Here is a 25,037-nt window from a genome sequence, read left to right on the forward strand (position 1 = left end):
GCCTCACTCCGGCTTCAGCAGTGCGGCGAGGACCAGCAGATTCAAATCGACCTTGTGCAGGCTGCGATTCCCCGATTGGTCCGGCGAGAACGAGATGATCCCCAAGACATCGCTGTAGACCGCCAAGACGCTCGGAACGATCTTCCTGCCGTCGGTGCAAAGGTGTTGGAAATCCCGGTACGTGATGACTGAACCATGCGCGTACTGAGCGAGTTCCCGGAAGAAGGCTACGAGTTCCGGCTGAATGCCCAATCGCACGTACAGGTCCGGCGCGGCCAGCAAGGCCTGCTTGTCGGCTTCGATCAAGGCGGACGCCTGGCTCGGCCGTTCGGCTATTTTGGCCAGGAGAGGACCGGCCGTTTCGGCCCACCCGCCGGTCGCCTCGAGGATGCGATCCATCAAGTCGGCGGAAAGCTGGAGCGATTCGAGGCGCGACCCGAGGTACGACCGCGTCACCGGCCGGAGCCGGGCCAACTTGACCTGGGGTCTGATGCGCTTCAGCACGGCCGTATCCTCGGACCACGCGGAGGCGTGAACCGGATCGCCGACGAAGACGATCCTCACCTCGCCCTTCCTCACGCGACCGAGCCGCTCTGCTTCGAAGATCCAGTCAGGACGCCACGGCGTTCTCGACGAGACCACGATCACGCGCGGCCGCCCCGACCGCGAGGTCCGCTTCGCATCGTCGAAGAGGTCCTTCTTCGCTTCGTAGGTCCGAGGCTCGACCTCGACCAATCCGTCTTTCGTCCGTTCGGCATCCATCAGCGCCGCTTCGACGAAGCGGACGCCTGCCAACTCCGTACCGAAGACGACGCCGATGCCGTGTGCGCGAGGGGACGTCGGCGAACCGTCCGCCTTCACCGCGGCGGCGGGCGCGAACGGGGCGAGGAGGTCGGCCTCCTGGCCATTGGTCAGCGGCGAAAGGTGGCCGTTGCTGTCGACCGTAGGAAGCGGCTTTGCGAGCGTCCTGCGGTTGTTCTTGGGGTCGAAGATCCGCTCCGGGCGCCGCTTGTGATACTGCTCGAGCTTGCTCGTCAGATCGGCTTCGTCGTACGCCATCAGCTCGAGGAGGCTGCGAGAGCGCAACGCGAAGCCACCGGAGTAGGTGCGTCGCGCGATCCCGAAGCCTTCCATCTCCTCGAGCAGGTACTCGATCTCGATGGGGTCGCTGCCCCGAGGGAATGCAGCGGGCCAGTACTCGATCGCCCGCTCCGCCACCTCGGCGGGCGTCATGCCTTCGGCGGACATGCCGGAACCATGGTCCACGAGTTCGCGAGCCGCCAGGATATATGTTAGGAGCTCGTACCGGCCTTCGATCGAATTGATGGTCTTCTCGAAAGTGAGGAACAGCTTGCCACGGACGTCCGCCGAATCGAGTGCCTGCTCCACCAATGCCGTCGAGATCAGATCCGGCAGCCGGTTCGTCTGCTGCACGCGTCCGTGGATGATCTTGAGCAGCTCCTCGCAGAATACCTGGATGAGCACCGGGTAGTAGTTCGTGAAGCTGAGAATGCGCCAGGCGTCTTCCCTGTTCTCGAACTCGAAGCCCATGGCGGCGAGCGGGCCTCGGATCAGGAATTCCGCGTCGTCGACGTCCTCGTCGAGCAGGGGTCCGATCTCAAGGGGATTGTTGGAGATGTGGACGAGCGGCGAGTTCTCCGTCCGCGCAATGCGGGACACATTGTGAAGGCCGGCCAGCACGAACTTGAAGCGGTTGCCGGTATCCGCCATCAGGCGGAGCAGCGTGCGGATGCAGCGGAAATTGTGCTGGCTTTCGTAGAGCACGAAGTTGTCCGCCTCGTCGATCAGCAGCAGAAGCCGGCGGCGCTCGTCCTGGTCGAGCCATTTCGCGATCGTGGCGGTGAATTCGTCCTCGCTCCTCACCGGCGAGGTGAAGATCGGGATGCGGCGGGACATCTGCTCGAACGCATTCGATGCGTCGACGACGGAATCCACGTCGACGTAGGCGAAGATGGCGTTCGCGGGTGGGGTGGCATGGATCTGCCTCAGCAGCGCGGTCTTGCCGAGCCGCCGGCCGCCGAAGACGATGTGCGATCCGAACAAATGCTCTATGGCGCTCCTCTCCCAGGAGCGTCCCTTGAACATCTCGGGGGGAACGGCCGAGCGATTGTAGTCGCGATACGGATCGGCGCCGGAAAATCCTTGCGCGATCTCCAGAACGGCCCGCCGGTGATCCGACCTGTCCGCGAGCGCGACCGTGACCAGTGCCTCGTCGACGACGAGCATCGATTTCTTGCGCTTGAAGAGTTCCAGCCGCAGATTCTTGCGCCGCTCCGGATTCAGCACGCCGAGATAGATCAGAAGAACGCCGCGCGGCGAAGCGCCCTCCGCCAATTCCAGCAGAGCCGGCTGGGGCGTCGTCGATGTTGCCACGCAGATGCGCCAGGAGCCCTGCGTGAGGCTGCCGAATTCCGGGAGCAGCAGAGACTTGGAATCCACCGACGGCAACGAGACCTTCGCGTCGAACACGTAGACCTGCTGCTTCACCTTGGTGAGCACCTCGTCGGGGTCGAGCTTCGTCACCTCGAACAGCAGCTGCGATACGACGGTCTGGAGCGTATCCTTTACCTGAGAACCCGAGGCCGCCTTCATGTATCGTTTGAGGGCGGGCAGCAGGGTTCTGGCGATGTTTGCCGCCTGTTGTCGCTGCTCCGGTTCGAGATGGCTGTAGTCGAGCGTACCGTACGACCGGCCTTCGTCCATCGCACGTGCCGCCTTCAGCACGTCGACCGCCGAAAACTCCTGCAGCGGGAGCAGCTCCTTGAATTCGGCCAGGCGCACGTTGAGGGTGCCGCTGGGAAGATGCTGGCGGCGGGGGCTACCGGAGCTCAACATGTTCAACCAGTCGGCCAGCGTCGTGAATTCCCGCCGCTGAAGCAGATTGCGGAGCTCGACGGCGGTCTCCGGGTCCAATTTCTTCTGTTCGTCGAGTGCCGCGATCTTGCCGGTGAATTCGGTGGCCGTCTTTTCGAATTCGCGCTGCGCTTCGTTCTCGACCTCCTTGATCCTGGCGAAGGCCGAATTGAAGTCCTCGACGCGGTCCCCCGCCAGCGTTTCCGGCAGGAAGGACGGCGACAGCTCCGCGGGCAGGTTGTTCGGGTTGATGGTGGACAGCGTCTCCTTCAGTCGGGCCGACTGATCGAGCGAACCGACCGCCATGCGGCGCATGCGCTCGATCAAGCGTTCAGCAGCCGCGAGCCGCGATTTGACCTGGCTCTTCTTGGTCTCGCGGTCGGCGTCGAGCCTCGCCCTCAGGGAATCCGCGGTCGCTTCGCTGACGCCGAACCAATGCGCGATGTTGGCCAGCATGTACGCCGGCACGAAAGCGGATTCCGCGCGGCGCGCTTCGAACGCACTCGCGATCGCGGCGCCGGCGTCGGCGCCCTTCAGCGGAATATTCGCGTTCATGATCTCCTGGAGGATCCGCTCCTCCGTATAGGGAGAAGGCATCCAGCCGCCGGTCCAGGTCATGTTGGGCAGCCACAGCAAGGGCGTGTGCAATCCGACGGCAAGCGGAGGAACGTTCCGATCCGAGGAGGACAGCCCCTTGAGGGTATCCCGCACCGATCGCAGGATGACCGCTGCATGTCCGCTCGCTGCCGCCATCAGCTGCGGACCGTCCGGACGGGGCCGCGCCAACGCGGCATCGATCTCCGCGAGCGCCGTATCGCGCAGCCGTTTAACCGTTTCCAGCCGCTGTGCCGACTTGCGGAGCGTGGCCAATCCTTCGAGAGCCCTGACCAGATCAGCACACTGCTGACCGACCCTCGAAAGGGCCGCGAAGATGCGTTCTCGCGCCTGAAGGTCGATCTCCTGGCTCGCTCCCTCCGACCCTGCCGCATCGAGGAGACGAAGGATGTCTTCCCGGCGGTGAAGCTTTTCGGAAACCTCACGAGCTACGTCATGGCTCGTTTCCGTCAGATTCGAAAGGAGACGACCGAGCAACCCTTGGGGCTGCAGGAGCGCGGCCTTGACCCGCTCGCCGTACTGAAACCGGAATTTCGTCGACCGAAGTCCGACCACCGTGTCCTTGATCGATGCCACGGCATCGCTCACGAACGAACTCTCGCGCGAATGCGCCTCGATGGCCATCAGGTTGGCTGCCGTTAGCGGGAAATTGAAGCGACGGTTCTCCTCTACGATCGTGTAGGCGCTGCGCAGCTGCTCAAAGGGCTTCAAGGTCGTGATCGCTTCGATCAGGGGCACCGCGGCACCGTCGTCCGGCCGGAACAGGGCCGCGGGAATGGCGGTTGCGAGCAGCATCGTCAGCCGGGCGATCGACCGATCGTCCTCCTGGTCGGCAAGCGATTGCGCCACGGTCAGCGCTTCGCTTCTGGACGACGTCAGAAACTGGACGTCCTGGCCCGACAACCCCATGGCCCGCCCGTCGGCGGCGGCAAGTCTGAGCTCCTCTTCCGTATAGATATCCGGTGATGACGGCAGGACGGACCTCGCGCAGCGGCGCAGATGGTAGGCCAAGCCGAATTCGCCGGCGGCGAACAACGCGTCCAGCCGCGAGGTGATTTCCTGCAGCAGCGGGTCCTCGACGACTTCGTCGGCCGCGACCGGCGGCGCCGTCGGAGTTAGCGATGCAGCCGGCAACTCGGCGGTGTCCGTCTCAAGCAGTAGTTCGTCTCCGAGATCCGGGGCATCGTCGGTCGCGAGCTCCGTCGAACGATGCGCGGCCGCTTCCGGAACGGCCACGTCGGACGGTTCGTCGGGGATCGCGACGGGATCTACGGCCGGGCCTTCGCGCGGGGGCGCCGGCGGTCCCGCGTCGGTTCCGGCCTTTTTGCGGAACACCTCGATGGCGGCACCGACATGTTCGAGAACGCGGCGCAGTGCCCGCTCTCTATCCTCGTCGATTGCGACTGCGTGAGCCCGAGCCGTCTTGCGCGGAAGCGTCGCTTCGAGACGCTCGATCTCCGCTGCGCCGGCGTCGGATTCCGCCATGGCCGTATCGGCCTCCACGCGGTGATGGTCCGCCGACGCGACGTCGGCTTCGCCAGCTTCGTCAGGAAGGTCGAAAAGCTTCGACAGAAGTTCGGGAGCGTTAGAGGCGTCGCCGAGCAGCGAGGTCAACGATTCGGCGGCCTTGGCCGTCAGGCGCCTGAGGTTCTCGCGAAGGTCGGACGTCGACATCATCCAAGGCACCAACCGCGCGGCGCGATCTTTCAGATCCTGCAGGACGATCATGCTCGACCTAATTGCGTCCAGACCATCGGCCTGCGGCCCCGCCCAAGAGGCCGCGCCAGCCAATGCCGCCAGTTTCTCGCATTCCGAACGCCATGTTCGTTCAATCGCCGCCAGATCGTCGAGCGGCTCGCGGACTGCTTCGTCTTCAAGAGCGGCGCCGACGACCACCGGCTCAGGCTCGGCACCCGGCGTGGTTCGCTCCGGTAGCTCCGCAGCGGGGGCGGCTTCGGTCAGCACCTGCTTCATCGCTTGCGGGATCACGACCTCTTCCATGATCTCCCCGATGGTCCTCTCCGGGCCGAATTGCCGGAAGGGACCCAGCACCGCCCGCAGATATTCGGCCAGGTCGGCCCACTCTCCTCCTTCGGCGTCCAGCTTCTCCAACCCATCCGTCGCCGTCGAGCACCTTGCGCCCCAAGCGTCGTGCCCGGGAAGACCGAGAGCCTCGGCGAGTTGGGATTCCTTGTCGCATCCCTGCTGGACACAATGCAGAATCCGCAGGGAGGGCACGCCAGCGACGCCCTTCGGTATGGGTCCTTTCGTCCGCACGCGCTTCCAGGCGTCCGTGTTTCTCACGATGATCAGGTTCTTCGGCAGCCCGCGGCCTCCGCGGTTGTCGTCGTCAGGAAAGAACTGGTGCTGGAAGACGATGGCGAAGGCGGGGTACCGCAAGGCCTCCTCGTAGAGACCGGGCATGTCTTCGGGCGCCGGTCGTTCCTCCGGCCACGGATAGCCCGTCGCCTTTCGTATCCACTCGCGATCCTCGTGCATGAGCCGCGTGTCGCGGGGCACGATATTGATCGCGTTCGAGAGGAATTGCTTGGTTGCGAAACCCGGGAGCGGCGCTGACCTGCTCCGAAGCAGCGTGACCAGATCCTCCAACTCCATCGCGGCCTGCTCCGGTTTTGGGCTTTCCGGCGCCGGGTCTGTTATCTTGACGGCTTCGAGCATGGCTGATGCCTTGATTGACGTGTCCGCGCCCGGCGCGAACACGAGCGGTCGGGCTTCCGGATGGCGCAGAATGACGGGCGGGGCCTGCGCACGGAGAGGTGGTTTCGTCTCGTCGGGCTCTTCCGGCTCGTCGATATCCGGGAGCTCGTCGTCGTCGACGTCGACGGTGCCTTCGAACCACCGTCGCGTCTCGGCGTAGCCGATCACGTCGGCCGAGGCATCGACCGTTTCATCCTCGTCCCGACGGTCGTCGCCGTCGTCGATCGGATCCGGTTCGGGCTCGTCCTCGACGGCGCCGGTACCGTAGCGATCCATGTAGTCGGTGATCTTCGACTTAAACGAAAGCGGAGCCGGCAGGAAGGTACCGTCGCCGGTATGGGCATAGCCGTTGCGCAGACCCGCGACCAATGCGGCGATGGCGTCTTCGTCTCCGGTCTGGGAAGGCAGCACCGTCACTTCGAGCGTGACGGGAATCCTCGACGGCGGGTCCCACGGCTTGATCTGCGCCTGCCGCATCAGGATCTTCTTCCCGACCGGCGAGTCCGCGGGCGTCGGGGCTCCGAACTTCTGGAAGCCGCTCTTGCCGCGATAGACCGACTGACCGCGCGCACCCCGATTGCGAACGTCGAAGCCGTGCGCGGTCAGATAATGGCGCGCCCGCGCGTTTCCTTCGGGAAGACTTTCGATCAGCCGCTCCGCGGCCGTGGCGTAGATCTCCTCGATCGGATCAGCGGGGACCGGCAGACCCTCCCGCGTGACGGGCGTCCACTTTCTTTCGGTCAGGACGGAAAGCCGTCCCGCGGATCCTTCCCTCACCCTGACGAAGCGCAGTCCTTTCCACGACGAGGGAGGCGCGGCGGCGACGTCCTCGAGATAGAGGTCGGACGAGATGTTCTCGTCGGAAAGCCAGGACCACAACGACCGGGCGGACGTGGAATCCACGAGCACCAGCGCGCTCGGATCTTCGGCTACAACCTCCTCGACCACCCGACGCACGAAGGACAGGAAATTCTCGCGCCGCTCGGGCTGCTTCTCTCCAAGCGAGGTAATTCCTGAAGCCGCAACCGCGACCAGGGTCTTCGAGAGCGCTTCGAACTTCCCCGTATCCATCGTGCCGTTGCGAAGGAATCCGAGTCGCCCGGAGATGCGCCCCGTGGCGACGTCGGTCTTCATCGCGACCGCGATCGTAGCCCCCTCGGGGCGCCCGGTCCGGGAGCCGGCCTGCGACACGATAGAGATGCCGACGATCGTGCGCGGCCGAGGACCGTCGACGAACGCGGCTTCGACGATGGGCGCCGGGACCGGTCCTAGCCCCGCGTGACCGAACAGCAGGTCGTAGAGGGCCGCTTGGATTCGGTGCATGTATTCGGCGGCATGACCCGCCGCCGGCGGGAGCAAGTACTGGACGTTGCTGCCGGCGACGGTGGCGAGCGTGTTCCGGCCCACGCTTTTGTTGACTTCGTCTTCGTCTTTCCCGTCATACTTGAGCGCCGCCTGGACGATGACGGGCGCCCCGGGGAATTCGGTCCGGATCCGCTCTGCGAGCGGCAGCCACGCCTCCTTGCGGGCGGAGGCCCTTTTAAGCCTGCTGTTCCGCGCGTCGCCGTCGAGCTGCTGGCGGGTACCGTGCACGCCGTCCGGCATCGCGTGGCGGACGACGTTCACCCGGTCTCCGAAGATCAACGAGACCACCGAGGCGAAGAGGCGCCCTTCCTCCTCGCGCCGGCAGACGAACATCAGATCAATCGCGACGTCCTTGCCGAAGGCCCTGTCGAGCCGCTCCCGGTTCGCCTGCACCAGCGGTTCGAGAGGTACCGTCTTGGCGGGAGTCTCGCGGCCCCACTTCTTCTTCTCCGGAGCGCCGAACAGTTCCTCGACGCGCGCGGGCACGTCCTGTTCCTGAACCCGCCCGAAATGATGGTTGATCAGGTTGTGCAGGGTCGCCTGATCATGGGATTCCTTGGGCCGCTTGATCTTCGCGTCGACCTCCCTGAGCCGTGGCTCCTGAAATCCGAAGATGCCGATCCGCTCCTGGACCTTCCGGAAGAGATCGACCTGGTCCTGCAGCGTCACGCCCGGAGCGAGCTTGGGCTCCGGCCTGTAACCGTACCGGAACGGCACCCCGACGAAGAGATCGGGCGCGCGCCCGCGGGACGCGACCAGCGCGGCGAGATCCTCGACGAACGACTCTCCGGTCTCTCTGCCGGCTTCGTAGACGATCGCGTTCACCTGCGTCTTCGGCAGTCCCTGCTCGAGCCTCACCGAAAGCGTCACCGCGCGGGCAGGAGAACTTCGCGCGAGAACGCGCACCGAGATCCGGCGTCGTCCGAACAGCCGGTTGGCGGCCGGAAATTCGCGGCACCAGATGCGCTTCGAGGCCTTGACGACCAGGAACGGCAGACGCGACGAAGGACGAGTCTCGACGCTGACGATGGCCACCATCGAAAACAGGTCGTCGCCGCCGGGCAAGGCCGAGGGCCACGTTTCGAAGGCAATCGAGTTCCTGTATTCGCGGTCGAGCACCCTGTGGACCGGACCCAGTCCTTCGAAGAGTTCGCCACCTTCGAGGCTGGAGGCCGCCATCGCGAGGAGGACGTCGGCGTACTGTCGGAAATCCGAACGCAGGGCGTCCGGCACGCTGGCGGGCTCCGGCGTCGGCGGCGACGGGAGTCTGGCGAAAAGCTCCCGCCGCCGTCCCTTCTCCTCGAGAGCATCTATGTCGCCGCAATCCGTACCGAGATTTTCCGCCCATGGCCGAAGCGTCAGTTGGATCCATGCCGCCACGGAGCGGTGCGCCGCGGTCTCGATCTCCGTTACGTCGCCGGTCGCCGCGAACAGGGGTGAATCGTCGGCCTGCGCGATCCGGCTGTCGAGCAGCACCAGCCCCGCGACGCGCGCCTGCAGCGCGGCCCTCAGGTCGGAGTACGGTAGCTCCCTCCCCTCGGCCTTCTTCGTGTCGACCGCCTTGCGCGCGATGCGCCTTAGGAGATCCCTCGTGGTCGCGGTCCAGCCGAAGCGCAGCGGCGGGACGGGCGAGGGCGTCGACGGAGGCAGTCCGCGCCAGACGAAAGCGTTCTCGAGGATGCTTTTTTCCCCGTACGATCTGACGAAAAGGCGCTCCTCGTCCGTCATTCTGGATTCATTTCCGGAAAGATCACGTTGGCACAGCTCCGCAGCGGATGCAGGAACGGCTCGTAGAGGAGCCGATAGATTTCGCGTTCGACCGGGTCGGCCGACGAGAGAAGCTCCTGAAGCACGTCGCGCATCGCCACCACCATGCTGGAGCGCTGACTGTCGCGCCGGTTCTGCGTCGAATTCATCGCGAAGGACGCGTCGACGAAGAATACGCGTGCCTTGCAGCCGTTGCGCATGGCGCGACCAATGGTCTGCAGCAGATCGACCATGCCGTCCGCGACGAACGGACGAATCATGGGTCCGAGCCGGCTCATCTGTTGCGGCCGGCGCAGCAGCCGTCGCAGCGAGTCAAGCGCGTCATCGCGAGCGCTGCGCCATTCCCGGGCCAGCTGCGGTATGTCGGCGCCGGGAGGGATGGCTCTCTGGTCGAACTGCAAAGCCAATTGACCGGCCAAACCGCCGGTGAACGCGAGACTGTCGGCCGTCGGGTGAGGCCTAACGAAGAACGCGACCGAACCCAAGACCGCGTCGCGCACGCGATCGCCGTCCGGGAACACGATGTTCACGCCGCGGCCGATGGCCTTCATCGGGAAGATTATCGCATCCCAGTCGTCGCGCGTGCCGAGCATCTCCACCTGGCTGGCCGAGACCCACTCCGCCCGCTCCTGCAGCGGGATCTTGCCGATGTCGGACGTCACGCCGATCACGCGATGGGCCGACGACGATGTCCGCTTCAGGTGCGCCTTCATGAAACGCACCTGCTCGTAGGAGTTCACGACGATGCCGGTCCGGCGACCCGGATCGAACTGGTCTTCGCGCAACTGGCGTACGTAGGGATCCGCGCCACCGAACCAATGATCCGTGAGAAGCTGGAGGGCGTGGTTGCGATCGCGCTCAGTGCCGGCGCCGCTGACCCTCACGAACTCGCCCGGCCGGTCCGGATCTCGGACGGGCCGGAAGGCGTAGACGCTCTCGCGCCAGGCTTCGCGTTCGCCCTCGCGGCGCAGAACGTAGTTCGGGCGCACCGACACGTGATAGCTCGGGCTTGGCTGCAGATAGCTTGTCGCCGACGCCAGCAACACGGCCGGTCCCTTGATGCCGTCCTCCGTCAGCATCCTAGACAAGTGATACAGCAGCAGCCGGGGCACGCCCGCGAAGGAGAGGTACTGCAGAGCCAGCTTTCGTTTGCCCCGTTCGTCGGTTTCGTACGAGAAGCGGATGCCCGACAGTCGCCCGATCAGCGATTCCGGCAGGTGACGGCGCATGTCGAGCGAGACGCCTTGCCCGAACACGCGCTCGGTATGCACGCCCTCGGCGATCATGGCGTACTGCGCCGGCACGAGCGCGAGGAACTGCAGCACGACGGTCGTCACTTCGACGAGGAAGCGAAACAAGATGCGCGCCTCCTGCGGATCCAGCTCAGCGCGCGGCGGCAGGATGCCGAAGAAAACCTCCTGCATCTGGTCGTAGTATTCGGCGAACCTCTCGACCAGACGGGCATTGAGCAGCGCGAACAGCGCGTCGCGGAAGCGCGTGGCCGCAGCTACCAGTGCCGCATGGTCGATGCCGAGATCCCGCGCGACGCGTTCGAGATCGAGATCCGAAAGCTCGTCCTCGCCGTCGCCTCCGACGCCCGACGTCAGGACGGAGCGGACCAGCTGCTCGAAGAGCCGACGGACCAGATCGAACCTGGCGCTGCCGTGTTCCTCCTCGTCGACCTCGGGGTCGAGATACATGCTGGCGAGGATCGAGTTTCCCGTAACGAAGGCGTCCTTGTACCGGGAAAGGACTCCGCCCTCCTCGACCATGCGCTCGAGCAGGTGAGCGCGCAGCCCACGATTGAGGCGCATGAACCTATTGGAGGCCAGCGTGTAGTTCTCGATCGAGTTCGACACCGCGAAGCCGCGCCCCGAGGCGACCGGATCGAAGACGTCGTCCAGGAGGATGGATTCATAGGAGTCGGAGGAGCCGAACAGATCGAGTTCAGCGAAGCCCTTTTGATCCAGCGCGGCCTGCGCTCCGTCAACCTCGTCGATGATCACGAGATCGCTGGTGCGGGCGAGCATCTCGAACTCCCGCATTCGCTCCGTGTGAAAGTGCGGAGAGGCGACGACCTCGGTCGAGATCACGTGCCCGATGTGCACGAGCGCCGTGGCGTCGGCGAGCCGTCGAGATGAACGCTGACGACCGCAAGTGACAGCGAGCGGACAGAGCCTGTTTCCTTCCTTGCCCTCCTTCCCGTCCTTGTTGACCGCAGGCTGGCGGAGCGACCTGCAAGGCGGGCGGTCGTGCGGGAAATCGAAGCCAGGCGGGGGCACCGACACGAACCCCGCGAGAGCGCAGCGCGTCCCGAGCAGTTCCGCACCCGGCGCCGTCTGGCCGAAGCCGGCGCTGTCGAGCGTCGCGATGCGCTCTGCCAGCCGTGTCGCATGCCGTCTTCTGGCATCGGGCGACTGGCCGACGAGGAGCGCCGTCGGCACCGCATACCGTGTGAGGTCTGCGTCGAGCGCGAGGGCGAACTCGATCGACGGGACAAGCAACGTGACGCGCCGGCCCTGCCGCGCGAGAAGCACGACCAGGAGGAAGATCAGGGTCGACTTGCCTGCGCCGGGAAGGCCGATCATGTGGCTGATATCGTCGAGCTCGATCCGGTCCGTTGGCGCGAGCTCTGCGCCCTGCGGCGAAAGCACCGAAAAGACGGCCTCTCCCCGCTCCGACCTCAACCGGGTCAGGAAGTTACGGGGTACCCGCGTCGGGTCGCGCGCATCCTCCTCGTCGAGCTCCCTGGCGACGCCCTCGAGCTCCGCGATCGTCACGCTGATCGGCGCGCGTTCCCGCATCTCCGGAGCGGTCTGGGGAGGAGGCGGCAACGTCGCTATCTCGCGGGTGTCGCAGATGACGTCGGGCCCGGTGTCTCCGTCGACGCGGAAGCGAAATCGGCGGGTGTGGTCGGCGGGCAGCGTCTTCTGGACGTCGTGAGGCAGCACGACTAACAAGGAAGCGAGCATGCCGGCGCGACGTGCGTCGTCGCGACGGACGCGCTCACGGATCGCAAAGCCGGTGCCGGGATCGGTCGAGATCTCGAACGGCGGCTGGACGTAATCGTCCGCGGACGAATGATCCTCCTCCCAGGCCCGGGCTTCTGTCACCGCCTCCTGTAGGTGCGCCTCGGATTCGATGTTGACGCCGAGAAGGCGAAGGTTGCGCAGCGCGACGCGCGCGTCGGCCAAGGCAGAATGCGTGACGATCGAGCGATACCCCGAAAAGAGGGCCGGCGCGCCGGCGAGCGACCGCAGGCCGAGGATGTCATGCATCACGCACGCCATCCACTGGGCGCGCAGCGCCGGCGTGTATCCGTCCGGAGCGCCCCTCATCCGAGAATCCTCGCGGCGATCTCGCTGACCTTTCCGAACATAACGCTGGTCGAGCCGCGATAGGCGTAGCGCAGGTCCTCCAGATAACCCGGTCGGCGGTTTGCGATGGCATCCGGAATGGCCACGTACCGCTCGTCGAAGGTTGCCAGGCCGCCGAGCCGCTCGGACAAAGTGTCGCCGAGAAGCCTGGGACAGGCATAACTCTTCACGTCGATGCCGAGCTCGCTCGTCCGGCCGACGTCGGCGGCATCATCGCGAGGATAGAGCTGCACGTCCACACCGCCCCTGCGGAGCTCGTCGTACAGGCGGATCTCCGCCAGGCCGGGCCCGACCCAATAGGCCAGGATGTCGTCCTTGAAGACGCGCCAGCCGGCAGCGTCTTCGACGATCCGCCGCAGCGTCGATGAGGGCACTTCCTCGCGGCAGGGGCCGATCTTGCAGCGGCCGTCCGGAAAGCGATTCGCGTCACGGTGGGGATAGAGAAGGCCGCCACAGTTCGCGCAAATGGCGAACGAGCCGTCGCGCCGCAGCGCGCCGAGTGGAATATCGGACGACCACTGACGCATGACCTCGTCGGCAGCGACGATGCCTTCATCCTCAAGGAAGCCGGAAAGCTCGCGGCGCTCGTACACCGGTTTGCGGACGATCCGTTCGCGCAGCATGGAATAGATCTGAAGCCGGCTCTGACTGCGGACCCGCTGCACGATCTCGCGAAGCTGGAGGTGATGGACGCCTTCGAGAATTCCGTCCGTACCGCCCTTGCTCGCCAGCGCACGGCATTCCTCGGTGGGAGCGACCGGCTCGGAGGTGAGGAGCTTGGCCTCGGCGAAACGGAACGGAGCGGCGAACTGCGGAACGCCCCAGTCGCCGACGGCGAGGCGCCGGGCCATGTCCGAAAGAGAATGGATGCTGTCCCCGAGATCTTCCGCGCCTGCTTTGACGCACAGCCTCGACAGCATCCGCATGCCGTCTCCCATGGTCTGGGGCAGCGAATATGGATCCACGATCTCGCCGGCCCGGACGCCCTGATGCAAATCGACGAATCCCCGGCTCAGCACGCGGAGTGCGATCTCGACGTCTTCCTCCGAATCTGATTGAGTACTCATCATCCCAACATTAAAACTGAATATTATATGTCTGTAAAGTCACTATCCGAACTAAAATCCTTGAGAGGCGGCACGGCCTTGAAGGCCCGCCTCAAGCACGTCGATGACAGATTGAACTGGTTTGGGTTTTTGCGACTCGCCGATCATGCCGCAAAATTTGGCATATCCGACGTACAAGGAAAAATAGATATAAAGACCTATCGCAACCTATCCACTACCCCTCCCGCCGAGAGGAAACCGGGACCTGCAGCCGCCGGCGGCCTGGGAGCTGGCACTTATCTTCGACCCGAAAAATTCGTGCCCGTGTTTGATGGGCCGGGTTCCCTAGACGATCTCTGGCTTTCGAGACTTCCAGACGCCCGCCTGGACGCATCATTTTCCGTGGAGCTGTTGTGCGCTCCTGAGCATAGGATCGAGCCCAATTCCGTTAGAGCGCTTCTCGCGGCGACGGAACTCCGCGAAAGCTGCCGCTTGAAGTATCAGTCGATGACCAGCACCGAAGGCAGTGAACGCATCGTGTGTCCGCATGCCTTGGTAAAGGCATCGGGACGCTACCATGTCCGCGCCTTCGACTTCTCCAGAAAGCGATTCATAGACTTCTCCCTTTCCCGCGTGTTGTCGTCTGATCCTATGCCCAACTATCCAGCCGTTCCTTCCACTCTTGATGACGATTGGCACAAGATGGTCGAAGTCGAATTCATTCCACACCCAAAATTGTCGCCGACGCAGCGCTCGACGATCGCACGGGAATACGGAATGATGAAAAGCCTCTCGGTCGTCACGGTAAGACGAGCGATGTTATTCTATCTTTTAGACGAGATGCGTTTACTGAAAGCGATCAGACAACAGGACAAAGATCTGGTGGACGTGCCGGTCTGGGTGAAAAATTCGGAACAGATTGCGGGCGAGTTGGCCTCGATGGATGACGATAGCTAGTCGGCCAATATCTTCTACGCTCTTCGGCCGGCGTCCGGTGAGACGGTAACGTGTCGTCTTCGTCTGCTTCTCCGCTCGGGCGCTTCGCCTTCCGCTTGCAACGCTGCGACCCCGCTTCGCGGCGCCTTCGACGTTTGCTCTCCATTTAGTCTAGCAGAGCGTCGGCACCGGCCTGTGCCTGCTTCTCTAATTCGCTGCGCATTAGCCTATAGACTAGCGGCAGCACCAAGGGGTTGGCGACCCGGCGCTGGAAAATAGCGTCCTGAAGTTCTCTTGACCGCTTCTCGCATTCGGCATCGTCGCACCTGGCAGTCCGGACAGATTCCAGGAACTTCTCCGCTTCGCTCTTTAGAATCTCGTTGGCCGTCGCGGAATCCGATTGTCTGAACTGTTCGCGGACCGCCCAGAAGATCGCAGGCGAAATCGTGGCTGCGACCGCCGCGAAGTCGATGAGTTTGACATCCTTCACCACCGCGCCGACGATCAGAGCGATGAAGAGGATGCCCGCACCCCAGATCAGATAGGTGCCATATTTCCTTCGCAACGAGGCGTCGTACTGCAGGTTCATCCTCTGGCAGACCAGGCGGGCCATCGCATGCCTGGAGGTCGGAACAATGCCCGTGTACCAGCCCGCGATGCTCGATGCATCGTCGTTCCATCGGCGCGCGGCGGCGTCGACGACTTCGGCATCTTCACGCTTGCCGGCGACGAACGAATTCCAGGGCATCCTCAGAAGAACGCAATCGAATTCTTCGCTGATCTTTGCGGCGACCTTCAGCAGCCGACGCTGCATCCGATCGATCCACATCGCATCCAGTACCGTCGCGATCAGGCCGTAGAGGGCCACGTAGGGCCTGGTCTCCTGATGTGTGAATGCCAGCACCGCTCCGAGGACTGGCAGCCCGACCGTCAGGGTGATCTGGAGTATCCGATAACGCGTCGCGTCGGAATAGATGCGCTGGCGGGCCTTGAGCAGTCGCTGAAATTCCGGCGTGTCCTGATCCCGCGCGATGGTGTTCATCCACTGCTCCCGCTCATTCGATGACGACGTAGAACGGCTTGCTGACGCCGACCAGTACATCGTCGCTGCGGCGGACGACGAACGCCTCGGCCATGTGGATACCGCGATACAGCAGCGTTTCCCATCGGCCGCTCGGCTTGCTCGACACCTCGAATCCGCCGCGTCCCGCCTTCGCAGACATCGCCACGGCGCCGGTGTTGGTGATCCGCCATTCGACGTAGTATTCCGGCGGCACCGGAGTTCCGTCGACGAGCGTCGCACGGAAGTAGAGGCCTCCGTGCGGCTTCAACAACTGACCGGCGACAACGGGCCGTCCGACCTCCGCATGGCTGGCGGAGCGCCACTCCGCTCGAACCGCGATGTCCGCCGGCTGCGGCACGCTGCGCCACCGCGGATCCTGCATGTGCGGAGGCCGCGCGAAGCTGGACGGCAGGATCGATATCCCGTAGTCCCTGACCATATCCACGATCCCGCCGAGATGAGCCGCCGTCGAATCCAGGAATCGGCCGATCAGAGAAGTGCCGGTGCTTTCGGTCATTCCGTCCGCCGCCGCCTTCACCAGATCGCCTTTGGCGAATTCGGATCCGAACACCTTTTGCCACGCCTTTATGCTTTCCTGCCGCCCCTCCGTCGCGTGCGCCTCGTCGATCCATTTGCGGTAGCGCGCGATCACCGTGCGGAAGTTCGAATACTGCTCGTCGGTGCCGAAGAGCGGCGAAAAATCCTCGCTCGGCAGCTTCGGGTTCGTCACAGTAGGCCTGGTCGGATACATCCGTAGCCGATCGTCGAGACGGCCCGTCAGGGTCTTGAGCGTGGTCGGCACGTCGGCGAACTCGTCGCTGCCCTTCTCGAACCATTGGATCTCGTTGCCGAGCAGGGTCGTGAGCAGAACGGACGGACAGGTGAATGTCTGCTTGATGTCGCGCAGATACTTGACTAGGCGCGTCACCTTGCGGAAGGAGTTGTTGCCCGAATATGCGTTCCTCTCCTTCATCCAGTCGGTGTATTCAACCGGCTCCGTCCGTTCGAAGCTGCTTTTCCGGTTGCAGACCTCCATGCTGCCTTCCCAGAGCCTGCCGACGACGCAAGGGGCCAGGTCGATCCGGCGGTCGCCGGCATAGGTGATCGTGATGCAGTAGTCCCACGTCTTGGTCTTGTCCTCGTAGGTCTTGCTGCCGGAGAACAAGCGGCCGAGATTCTCGACATATTCGGCGGCAGTCCATCCGTCGACGGGATCCACGACGACCAGTAGGTCGGCGTCGAATTCCTTGCCCTCGACGGGGCGGATGATCGTCTGGTGTGCCCACGATCCCTGCTCCACGAAGGTGCGGACCTTCGGCTTCCAGTCGGATTCGCGCACGAACGACTTGAGCGCGGGAATGCTGGCCTCCAGGAGGTCGATCCTCGTTTTGTTGAGGTTGACCGTGTCCTTCAGAAAATCATCGAACAGCGATACCAGCTTCATGACGCGTCCGCCTTCGTCGGATAGTACCTCTTGAAATCGTCGTGATGGGCGAGTGCTTCGGGACGGTAGGCTGCTGTTCCGTTCGCGCATTGGACGACGGCGGGAAGCTCGAAGCGTTGGCCCACCGTGGGATGTACCTTGGATTCGGCGCCGACGTCGCGCAGCTTCACCTGCCAGTTTTGACGGGCAAGCAGACCGCGCAGCCACGACCAGTTCGGGAGCACGTCGGCCAAGGCGTCGATCGTGTCGCGCATGCCGGCAACCTCGCAGTGCTGCACGCCGCCGGCGTCGGGATAGACGTTCAGCGCCTGGCCGACGTCGCCCGTCCCCTCCATCTTCTTCCCGCCGACGACGATCGGGCCGGTGAGCAGGCCGTCCGGAACGGACACGGCTTCGCTGCACATCCATTCCAGCGCGATATCGGACAAGCGGGATTCGGGCTCCGGATAGGAGCCGCCGACGTCTGAGTGGTTGCCGGCGAACCACCACTGGCGAAGCCGTTCGTGTCCGGGAAATTGCGGTGCGCCCTCATTGCCGCCGCCCCAGCCCACACGGTCGAAATCCTTGCGCGTCTCATCGATGGCGTTCGCCGAGCGCGCGAACGCGACGTGACGGCTCAACAGGCGGTCGAAGTTCTCGCCCTTCCACACCGCCTTGTGGGACCGCGATTCTCCGGGCTTCGGATAGTCGACGATCGTCTTGGTCGTCGACTTGTTCTGCCAGTACCAGAACGCGCCGAGCGCAGCGGCGACGATGGCGACCTGCGCCAGAAATCCGGTCGCCATGAACCCGGTGCCGAACCACCAGGAGCAGAGAAGCGCGATCAGCACCGCGGGAATGAAACCGACGACGAACGCCGCGGCCGCGACGCCCGCGGCGAGGCCAGCCTGGATGACGAAGTAGCGAAGGCCGCTGGCGCCCAGGGCGGCGACGGTGTCAAAGACGCCAATGAAGTAGGGCGCGACGTTGGAATCGGATCCGTCGCCGGATCCGTATTTGATCTGGAAACGCCTGGCCAGTTCGAGCCGCTCGTCCTCGAATTCGGCCCGCGGATGACCCGCGCCGTGTTCGAGGACGGTGTCGACGGCCTCTTTCGCGATGTCCTTCGCGGCCTTCCGGAAACGTATCGGCTGGCCGGTCGGGTTCTTGGTGGGAACGCCGCAGAGCATCAGCAGGTTCGCCAGGCTGCGGACCGTATAGGCGCCGCGGCTGAAGCCGAACAGGAATATCCTGTCGCCGGGTTCGTAGTGGTTCAAGATGAATTCGTAGCAGTCGGCGATGTTGCGCTTGATGCCGGCGCCCGTGACGGACCCGAGCAGCTTCTGGACGAAGCGGACCGGCGCGGTCAGGGCCGTGGCGCCGATGTCGGTGCCGAGGCCCGCATCGTAGAACACGACCTGCCGCGAGGGATCTATGCCCGTCTCGGCATGATCCCGCGATATGCGGTACATCTTGTAAATATTGCTGATACGTTGCTCCGGCCGGGCACCGCCGTCCTGGCCGGTTCCGTCCGAATACACCACGATATTCTTCGCCATGACCGATCTCCTCGTCGGCCACCGAAGAAGCGCCTTGCATCTGCCGACAGATGGTATATACTCATCTTTGGGTATAACTTCAAGTGTGGGTCAATGAAACCCGATTTCACCGTGTCCGAAGCGTCCCGGTTGGACGCGATCTTCAAGGCATTCTCGAAGTGGCAGGCTGAGATCAGCCTGCCGCAGGCGCTGGCCTTGATCGTCATCGCCAGAAACCCTGGCCTGTCGGTCAACGAACTCGCCGAAAGGCTGGACCAGCCGCAGCAGACCGTGAGCCGCCACGTTTCGGTTCTTCTCGGACGCTATCAGATTTCCGAGACCGTCGTGCCGCGCGCGTTCATCCGGCAGGAGGTCAACGTCAAAGACCCGAGAAGCCGGGCGCTGTTTCTTTCACCGGATGGGCAATCGCTCCTCAAAGCGCTCGTCGCGGACTCCAAGGCAACGTAGGGACATCTGATGACAGCAGCAGAACAGCTTGTGGGGATGACGCTCGATGGCGGCTGGAAGGTCGTCAGCAAGATCGCGCACGTCCCGAGCTCCGGCGGCGTGTTTTCCGTGCCCTACATCGTCGTGGATAAGGAAGGGAAGGAGCATTTCCTCAAGGCCCTGGACTTCTCAGACGCGTTCAACGACCCCGATCCCGCGCGCGCGCTCCAAAACATGACGTCGGCATACAATCATGAGCGGGACGTCCTGGAGCACTGCAGGGACCGAAGACTCTCGCAGGTCGTGCTTGCCGTGACCCACGGCTACGCGCAGGTGCCGGGATTCAGTAACATCGAGGGGCGGGTCGCCTACCTGATATTCGAACTCGCGGAGAGCGACGTGCGCAAACAGGTCGATCTCAAGATGCGCCTCGACTGCCTGATCAGCCTCAGCATCCTGAACGACGTGACTCTCGGCATGATGCAACTGCACAAGGAGACGATTGCGCATCAGGATCTGAAGCCTTCGAACGTAATGACGTACAACGATGGCGGCTGTCGCGTCGGCGATTTCGGGCGATCGTCACGACGCGGCCATCAAGTGTGGATGGACAATCTCGTCATCGCCGGCGACCGCACCTACGCTCCTCCGGAGCAGCTATATTCAAATCTCCACACCGATTTCGTAGTACGGCGGATCGGTTGCGACCTCTACCTGCTCGGGAATCTCGCCGCGTTCCTGTTCTCTGGCATCAACATCACGGCGGCCTTGCTCTCGCGGCTTGATGCGGCTTTCCATCCGAGCAATTGGAGCGGCACCTACGACCAGGTGTTGCCGCATCTCCAGCACGCGTTCTCGCAGGTGCTCGCCGACCTCGACACCGCAGTCGATCCGCTGGTCCGCACCGAGATATCCACGGTCGTGCGGGAATTATGCAATCCCGATCTGGCCAAACGCGGCCATCGCAAGGGCATCGGGTCGCCAAACCAGTATTCCCTAGAGCGCTATAAATCCTATACCGACCTTCTGCTGAAGCGGACGACCGTTGCGGCACGCGCGCGAAAAGTCGCATGACGGCACAGGCGTTTCCGAAGAAGAGGGATATCGTTCCACGGTGGAGACCGGCCGCGCGGGTGGCCGCTTCCGGTGAATTGGACATGCCGCGCAGGCCGACGCAGAACGCTCGGATTCCCGAGGAGCTCAAAGCGCGATTGGAGGCATGGCGCATCGGCAACGACCTTGTCGCCGCCGCGGAACTGGTCGAAACCGCCATCGTCGAAGGACGGGAGAAGGAAGCCGAGCGCGCGGCACGCACCTTGGTGCGGGAAGAATCCGAAGCGACACCGCTGGTCAAGAAGCAGGCGGCCCTCCTGCTAGGAAGGTTGGATCCGGATGCATCGAACCAGACCGGCATCGAGATCGGTCCGCTGCGGCAACACGTGTACCGATATCCGGAAGATGCGCTGTCGTGGGTCGATTTGGCGCTCGGATACGTAACCCATGGCGAGAAGGACAAGGCGAAGCGCGCCATGACCGTCGCGTTGCAACTGGCGCCTGCGGACCGACATGTCCTGCGCAGCGCCGCGCGGATGCACCTGCATCTCGACGACCCCGAGCAGGCGCACGACGTTCTCAGGCGGAATGCAGCGACGAAATTCGATCCGTGGCTGGTCGCCGGCGAGATCGCGCTGTCTTCCGCCGCTGGTCGCAAGCCCCAATTCTTTAAGGTCGGGATCGACATGGTGGAAGACGGGGGATTCCAGCCGCTGCACGTCTCCGAACTCGCCTCAGCCATAGGAACCGTTCATCTGCGCGATGGCAACCGCCGCGCGCGCAAGCTGTTCCGGAAGAGCCTTGTCAATCCGACAGGGAATTCGCTCGCCCAAGCCGAATGGGCCAATCCTCATTTGGGCGGCGAACTGGTAACCTCGAGGCAGATCGATCGGGTGATCGATTCCGGCGAAGCGCGCGCGTTTCACGCCTACTGGCAAGGGGATTTCGATGGTGTGATCAAAGTCTGCGAGCAATGGATGTTAGAGGAGCCCTTCGCCTCGAAGCCGTATGCGGTGAGCTCCTCGACGGCCCTCACCATCGGCGATTTCGACCTCGGTCTCCGCCTCGCGCAGCGCGGACTGGAGCTGGAGCCGGAGTCGCTTCTGTTTCGCAACCATTTCGCCTACGCTCTCATCGAGAAGGGCGAATACCCCCGCGCCGCCCAGATCCTCCGCCAGGCGCTGATCAAGAAGCAAACGGACGACTTGCCAGCCGACTACCTCGCCGCGACCGCCAGCATGCTCTCCATGCGTCTCGGCGAGATCGACGATGGAATCGCGGGATACAAGGCCGTGATCGCCACGTTCAAGCGGCAGGGAAGCAAGAACTTGGAAGCGTCAGCGGCTGCCTATCTCGCACTTGAGGCGGCACGGGCTGGAAGCGCGTCCGCTTCCGAGTTCATCAAGCAAGCCGAAGACTTAGCTAAGGACCTGCGTTACGTACCTGACTGCAAAGTGGTGCTGCAGCGAGCGAAGCGGTGGCAGGCGGCGGTTGAGCATAGGCTTCGCGTGACACGCGGCGAATAGACCTTTGGCGCTTCGAATAAACATGGGCTAGGCACGTCGTATGTGTTGGCGCGGCGAGCCCCATGTTAGCTGTTCAAAAATCCTCTAATGACATCAAGGATGCGCTGTCGCGTTAACGGCACTTTTTATGCGTCGGTTGGCACCTGCGTTGCGGCGGCCCATTCCGACTGCTATATTCGGCGACGGCTCGCCACCCTCGACCTGTCGCCGGGTCAAACGGCTTAAGTTCCTAATCGACCATCCCGATCCATCCGGACCGTGGCACTTGGCGTAATCGGCGAACCCCGTGCCCAAACCGAGGATCGTAGATGAAGTCGACCATCACTCTCGCCGACGTCGAGCACATGAAAGGTGCCCTTCGGGCATCACTCCCGCACGTCAAATCGTCTCACAGGGTCGAAGCCCTCGCCCGGGGTCTCGGCTGGCAAACTAACGCATCGTTGCGGGTCGCGCTGGTTGCCGCCCCCACGGAAGTCAGTCCCGACGAAAGCGCGTTTCTGGGCTATCTGCGTGAACATTCATTTGATGCGCCGGGCGGTAGCTTGGTTCGAGCGTTCGCGCAGGCTGGCGTCCGGCGGGCGTTGGACCTTGAGCCGGCCCTCAGCAGCTTCGGATACCGCGTGCCCATCGACCGCAACGAGACGTTCGAAGAGGCCGATACGCGTTTCCTCGCGAGCCGCGCCGAGATGTTGGAACTGCACGGAATCGACGAGTTTATCCGCGCCGCCGCGTTCCTCTCGAAGTTCGGCCGACGGAAGTCGATGAACCGCACGAGGAGCAGCTACGGGCTGAAGCACGACGCCGAACGCATGTCCGGTGACTACGTCGCGAACGGCATGATGATCGCCGCCGCGCTCGCAATGGGCTTCTTTGCCGAACGCACCCATTCCGGTTCGCCCAACGCCCATTTCAACATCTCGTCCAAGGAAATCTCGGTCGCCGGGGCCACGCGCTCAGGAGCCGTTTAAACCACTGCCCGTGGCTCCCGCATCATCGTCGCCATCATGACCATCATGGTGGTGGTGCCGGCTGCGATGATCGCCGCTGCCCGCCGCCCGACACGTCGACGGGAACGAGAACGCTTGCCAATAAGGAGGTTGTGGGATCGACCTTGCGACAGACAGATTGCGAGTCATCCTATTTGTACGCCACAGCTACCCAGCAGCCATACCTGCGCTCTAAATTTCTTTCTTGCTACAGAAGCCTACGATCTTATTGCCTCAGACCGATCGTGGTTCGGGATGAAGGCATGGGCGGCAAGGAAGAAAAGAATCGGATCGAGGCATTTGCGGCGCCAAGTAGCACGGAAATGCCGCGCGCCACGAAGCGCCGCCGCAAGAACCGTGGTGTACCGCCGCCGGCAACGTTCGATATCGATGCGCTACCGGGCAGCACCAATTTGACGGTATTGGAGGCGGCCGCGGTTATCCGGCGCACGCCCGGCGCGCTCGAGCAGTGGCGGCGCGACCCGAACCACCCGCTGAAATGGCGCTACGTCGACGGCCGCCCGCTCTATCGAGTCGATGCGGTGCGCGACTATCTGTCCGGATGCGATAAGACCCCTAAGCGGCCCCAGTCGCATAATGCTCGCGGAGGCGGCCGAGCAGCTCCGCCTTGATGGGATCGAGCGGATTCGTTCGCTGCAGGCGCACGACCTTGCCGATCCGTTTCGCGCCGACCAACTCTGCAATGTAGTCGTGAGCCGCTTCGAACGCCATCTTGCGGATGATCCACTGTTCGTCGTGATTGTAAACCTGATCGATTCCGCGTGGCTTTTGCCCGACACACAGCCGCTGGATTTCGTTGTCGTAGCCGCAGCGCGACATGATGGTGCGCAGCGTGCGCCGCAGATCATGCATGGTGAATCTCGCGACCTCGGCTTCCTTGATCAAGCGCGCAACCATCTTGGTAAAGCCCGACATCTGCCCCCCGGTCTTCGGCGAAGGGAACACATAGTCAGAAGTAGAGCGCTGAAAATGTTTCGCCGCGGCCAGCACCTCATCGATCGGCTGCGTGCGCGGCACGTCGTGGTGTAGACCCATCTTGGTCCAAGCTTCGTCGAAGGTGATGCGGTCGTCCAGGATATGCCTCGACCATTCCAGCATCGTCGGCTCGCTGCGGCGCGGACCACCGAGCAGGCACAGTCGCGCCAGCTGTCCAAACGTGCCGAGCTTACCCGCCGCCTTCCAGACCTTGACCACTTCATCATCGGTGAGCGCGCGCCCCTTCTGTCGGCGCCCGACCCGCTCCGCGCGAGTCGGTTTTGGATTTCGATAGCCGGCGAGAACGTTGGCATCGACAAAACCTCGGCTCACGCACCATTCCAGAAAGGTGTGTGTGTGCTTGCGCATATCGTCGGCGGCGCCGCGCTTGCCGGTGGCGGCGATCCTGTCCGCTTCCGCGACGATCTGCCGGCGCGTCAGGGATCTGATGTCCTTGGTCAGATGCCCGGCCAGCCCTCGCCGCATCGCCGACAGTGCAACCTGCCAGTTCACAATTCCGCGCCGTTGCAGCGCCTTCTCATACGGCCCCTTCGCCTCGATCAGCTGGCTGAGCGTCATGCGCTCCTTTGCGGCCTGCTGTTGCTGCTTGGCTTCGCGCTTGGCGGCGTTCGGGTCACCAGTGCGCACCAGATCGCCGGTCGCGATCTTGGCGGCGGCGCGCGCGTCCTTTTCCTTGAACCTCGGCCAGGGGCCGAGCGTCTTGCGCTGTGTGCCATCGACACCGGGTTTGGTGAACAGAAAGACCCAGCTCTTGCCGCCGGTTTTGCGGACTCGCAGCGTCAGCCCGGGCAGTTCGTTGTCGTAGAGAATCACCTCGGTCTTGCCGACCGGCACGTCGGCGCGCGCGGCGACCGCGTCGGTCAACTTCAATTCGGACTTGGGACCTTTCTCGTTGGCGGTGCGAGACATGAGAGCTTTCCCGTGTTACCTTACCCCAGCTGTACCCCAGGGGAGAAATGCTCTCGGGGTACAGCCGGGGTACAGGTTTTTGAGCTATGGCCGCGTGTCGCCGGTTGGGGTTTAATATGGCACGAACTGCCTGTAGCACAAGGGATTTTTCGATCAGACCTATGGTCTGATATGGCCACCTTGGAGCCGTGGTTCTTCCTTCACACGGGAGAGGTCCAAGGTTCGATCCCTTGTGCGCCCACCACAAGCTCCTTGTTTTGAGGGGCTTTTTATTTTCCGCCTAATTCCCGATATGCGCTTCGCTACGTTTTCGCACTTAGATTGGCCCAAACTCCGCCCACTGAAAGCGCCGGCAAATTGAAGCTGCACGCGCGTGC

13 protein-coding genes are annotated in these 25,037 nt (G+C 63.5%); 6 read left to right on the forward strand and 7 right to left on the reverse strand.

The genetic code is table 11. From position 1 onward, the window contains the following. Window positions 1-3: 3 nt before the first annotated feature. Genes M6D32_RS03105 through M6D32_RS03115 form a run of 3 tightly spaced genes read right to left on the reverse strand, consistent with a single transcriptional unit; the run spans window position 4 to window position 13,783 of the window. A complete protein-coding gene (locus M6D32_RS03105; protein WP_298253202.1) occupies window positions 4-9,300 on the reverse strand; it encodes an RNaseH domain-containing protein in 9,297 nt (3,098 codons plus the stop codon). Beyond that, window positions 9,297-12,617, reverse strand: a complete 3,321-nt coding sequence (locus M6D32_RS03110; protein WP_298253204.1) for a hypothetical protein — start codon at window positions 12,615-12,617, stop codon at window positions 9,297-9,299. Before M6D32_RS03110 ends, M6D32_RS03105 begins: the two co-directional genes overlap by 4 nt. A gap of 56 nt (window positions 12,618-12,673) precedes the next feature. Continuing rightward, window positions 12,674-13,783, reverse strand: a complete 1,110-nt coding sequence (locus tag M6D32_RS03115) for a hypothetical protein (RefSeq protein ID WP_298253206.1) — start codon at window positions 13,781-13,783, stop codon at window positions 12,674-12,676. Window positions 13,784-13,861: 78 nt separating this feature from the next. Between M6D32_RS03115 and M6D32_RS03120 the strand changes: the two genes are divergently transcribed. Then, window positions 13,862-14,719 (forward strand): WYL domain-containing protein, encoded by an 858-nt coding sequence (locus M6D32_RS03120; RefSeq protein WP_298253208.1) that lies wholly within the window; start codon window positions 13,862-13,864, stop codon window positions 14,717-14,719. Window positions 14,720-14,864: 145 nt separating this feature from the next. Here M6D32_RS03120 and M6D32_RS03125 read toward each other — a convergent pair whose 3' ends face one another. From M6D32_RS03125 to M6D32_RS03135, 3 genes are read right to left on the reverse strand one after another with little or no spacing between them, the layout of a single operon-like run. Beyond that, on the reverse strand, window positions 14,865-15,740 hold the full coding sequence (locus M6D32_RS03125) for an S-4TM family putative pore-forming effector (protein WP_298253210.1): 876 nt from the start codon (window positions 15,738-15,740) through the stop codon (window positions 14,865-14,867). Between the two features lie 13 nt (window positions 15,741-15,753). Continuing rightward, window positions 15,754-17,205 carry a cyclic GMP-AMP synthase DncV-like nucleotidyltransferase gene (locus M6D32_RS03130; RefSeq protein ID WP_298253213.1) on the reverse strand — a complete coding sequence of 484 codons (1,452 nt, stop codon included), beginning with the start codon at window positions 17,203-17,205 and terminating at the stop codon, window positions 15,754-15,756. Beyond that, window positions 17,202-18,743 carry a DUF2235 domain-containing protein gene (locus M6D32_RS03135; protein WP_298253214.1) on the reverse strand — a complete coding sequence of 514 codons (1,542 nt, stop codon included), beginning with the start codon at window positions 18,741-18,743 and terminating at the stop codon, window positions 17,202-17,204. The genes M6D32_RS03130 and M6D32_RS03135 overlap by 4 nt, the downstream gene beginning before the upstream one ends. Before the next feature lie 93 nt (window positions 18,744-18,836). Between M6D32_RS03135 and M6D32_RS03140 the strand changes: the two genes are divergently transcribed. From M6D32_RS03140 to M6D32_RS03160, 5 genes are all read left to right on the forward strand, one after another. After that, window positions 18,837-19,190, forward strand: coding sequence for a helix-turn-helix domain-containing protein (locus M6D32_RS03140; RefSeq protein ID WP_298253215.1), 354 nt, complete (start codon window positions 18,837-18,839; stop codon window positions 19,188-19,190). Window positions 19,191-19,199: 9 nt separating this feature from the next. After that, the gene (locus M6D32_RS03145; protein ID WP_298253216.1) at window positions 19,200-20,243 is read left to right on the forward strand and encodes a protein kinase; all 1,044 of its coding nucleotides are present in this window, start codon (window positions 19,200-19,202) and stop codon (window positions 20,241-20,243) included. An 83-nt stretch (window positions 20,244-20,326) separates the two neighbouring features. Then, on the forward strand, window positions 20,327-21,748 hold the full coding sequence (locus M6D32_RS03150; protein ID WP_298253218.1) for a hypothetical protein: 1,422 nt from the start codon (window positions 20,327-20,329) through the stop codon (window positions 21,746-21,748). Window positions 21,749-22,056: 308 nt separating this feature from the next. Continuing rightward, window positions 22,057-22,716, forward strand: coding sequence for a hypothetical protein (locus tag M6D32_RS03155; RefSeq protein WP_298253220.1), 660 nt, complete (start codon window positions 22,057-22,059; stop codon window positions 22,714-22,716). Between the two features lie 281 nt (window positions 22,717-22,997). Then, window positions 22,998-23,366 (forward strand): hypothetical protein, encoded by a 369-nt coding sequence (locus M6D32_RS03160; protein WP_298253222.1) that lies wholly within the window; start codon window positions 22,998-23,000, stop codon window positions 23,364-23,366. Here the strand turns inward: M6D32_RS03160 and M6D32_RS03165 are convergent. Further along, window positions 23,311-24,660, reverse strand: a complete 1,350-nt coding sequence (locus M6D32_RS03165; protein ID WP_298253224.1) for an integrase family protein — start codon at window positions 24,658-24,660, stop codon at window positions 23,311-23,313. The two genes, M6D32_RS03160 and M6D32_RS03165, sit on opposite strands and share 56 nt — an antisense overlap. Between the last annotated feature and the right edge of the window lie 377 nt (window positions 24,661-25,037).

The sequence above is a fragment of the Bradyrhizobium sp. genome (genome assembly GCF_027307225.1).
Lineage (GTDB): Bacteria > Pseudomonadota > Alphaproteobacteria > Rhizobiales > Xanthobacteraceae > Bradyrhizobium.

Excerpts from the sequence above, each read along its gene's own strand:
- M6D32_RS03140 (WP_298253215.1), top strand. The coding sequence starts at position 18,837 with ATGAAACCCGATTTCACCGTGTCCGAAGCGTCCCGGTTGGACGCGATC.
- M6D32_RS03150 (WP_298253218.1), top strand. The coding sequence starts at position 20,327 with ATGCCGCGCAGGCCGACGCAGAACGCTCGGATTCCCGAGGAGCTCAAA.
- M6D32_RS03155 (WP_298253220.1), top strand. The coding sequence starts at position 22,057 with ATGAAGTCGACCATCACTCTCGCCGACGTCGAGCACATGAAAGGTGCC.
- M6D32_RS03105 (WP_298253202.1), bottom strand. The coding sequence starts at position 9,300 with ATGACGGACGAGGAGCGCCTTTTCGTCAGATCGTACGGGGAAAAAAGC.
- M6D32_RS03130 (WP_298253213.1), bottom strand. The coding sequence starts at position 17,205 with ATGAAGCTGGTATCGCTGTTCGATGATTTTCTGAAGGACACGGTCAAC.
- M6D32_RS03115 (WP_298253206.1), bottom strand. The coding sequence starts at position 13,783 with ATGAGTACTCAATCAGATTCGGAGGAAGACGTCGAGATCGCACTCCGC.
- M6D32_RS03125 (WP_298253210.1), bottom strand. The coding sequence starts at position 15,740 with ATGAACACCATCGCGCGGGATCAGGACACGCCGGAATTTCAGCGACTG.
- M6D32_RS03160 (WP_298253222.1), top strand. The coding sequence starts at position 22,998 with ATGGGCGGCAAGGAAGAAAAGAATCGGATCGAGGCATTTGCGGCGCCA.
- M6D32_RS03145 (WP_298253216.1), top strand. The coding sequence starts at position 19,200 with ATGACAGCAGCAGAACAGCTTGTGGGGATGACGCTCGATGGCGGCTGG.
- M6D32_RS03110 (WP_298253204.1), bottom strand. The coding sequence starts at position 12,617 with ATGCATGACATCCTCGGCCTGCGGTCGCTCGCCGGCGCGCCGGCCCTC.
- M6D32_RS03135 (WP_298253214.1), bottom strand. The coding sequence starts at position 18,743 with ATGGCGAAGAATATCGTGGTGTATTCGGACGGAACCGGCCAGGACGGC.
- M6D32_RS03165 (WP_298253224.1), bottom strand. The coding sequence starts at position 24,660 with ATGTCTCGCACCGCCAACGAGAAAGGTCCCAAGTCCGAATTGAAGTTG.